Origin of the sequence: Bradyrhizobium sp. PRIMUS42 (genome assembly GCF_023006515.1) — a bacterium.
Taxonomy (GTDB): Bacteria; Pseudomonadota; Alphaproteobacteria; order Rhizobiales; family Xanthobacteraceae; genus Bradyrhizobium.
In genome coordinates, this window is the sequence record NZ_JALBGZ010001228.1 from 1 (window position 1) to 1,097 (window position 1,097).

General features: G+C 65.7%; 2 protein-coding genes. Both read right to left on the reverse strand.

The features are described 5' to 3' along the window. The coding region (locus tag MOV75_RS39280; RefSeq protein ID WP_369010497.1) for a GNAT family N-acetyltransferase at positions 1-265 on the reverse strand (265 nt) is incomplete at its 3' end. Positions 266-321: 56 nt separating this feature from the next. Continuing rightward, a partial coding sequence (locus tag MOV75_RS39285) for a glycosyltransferase (RefSeq protein WP_247008209.1) occupies positions 322-1,097 on the reverse strand: 776 nt, incomplete at its 5' end.

A 1,097-nucleotide genomic window follows, 5' to 3' on the forward strand; every position in this document is an offset into this window, starting at 1 on the left:
CGCGGAACGGCGGCTCGACCGTGAGCGGCCCCAGCAGCAGCGCCGGCGTCTCGCCGACCAGCACCGGCAATTGCCTGACGGAGCCGACCAGCAGCGTTCCGATGCGGGCGGTGAAGGACAATTCGAGCAGATGGTCGACGTGCTCGCGAATCCGGTAGGCGCTGAGCACGAAGCGGCCGGGACCGAAGGTGCGCTCATGCAGGCGCTCGATCGACTGGGCGTCGCCGGCGGCCTCGGGAAGGATGGTCAGTGAGAGATCGGTCATGTCAATTCGCGGGATAGCACCTGAACGCAGCGCGGTCCATCGGGCAGCGACGGCGTTCAGCTCCTTTTCAACGTCGGTTGGGACAGGTAGGCCAGCATTTTCATTTCCCGCCGCCCTCGCGTCACCGTGTCGAGCACGAGCCCCGACGACACCGAGAGCAGGGCCATGATCATCAAGCCCATCGACAGCACCGCGGTGGGCAGGCGCGGCACGAGGCCGGTCTCGATGAAGGTGATCACGATCGGGATCGCGAGGATCACCGAGGCCAGCGCCAGCACGGCTCCAATCACCGTGAAGAAGCGCAACGGCCGCTCCGAACGGTAGAGCTTCAGCATGGTGCCGAAGATGCGAAACCCGTCGCGCCAGGTGTTGAGCTTCGAGAACGAGCCTTCGGGGCGCGCGTAATAGGGGGTCTCGATCTCGGCGACCGGCAGCGACAACTCCAGCGCATAGACCGCGAGCTCCGTCTCGATCTCGAAGCCGCCCGAGAGGACCGGGAAGGATTTGACGAAGCGGCGTGAGAACACGCGGTAGCCGGACAGGATGTCCTTGAACGTGTGACCGAAGGTCGACGCCAGAAAGCCCGTCAGCATACGGTTGCCGGTGCGGTGGCCGAGCCGGTAGGCGGCCTGGACCTGATCGACGCGAAGACCGACCACCATGTCGAGATGATCATCGAGCAGCCTGTCGATCATGCGCGGCGCGCTCGCCGCATCGTAGGTGGCATCGCCATCGACCAGCACATAGATGTCGGCCTCGACGTCGGCGAACATGCGACGCACGACGTGGCCCTTGCCCTGCCGCCGCTCGCTGCGCACGATCGCGCCCGCTT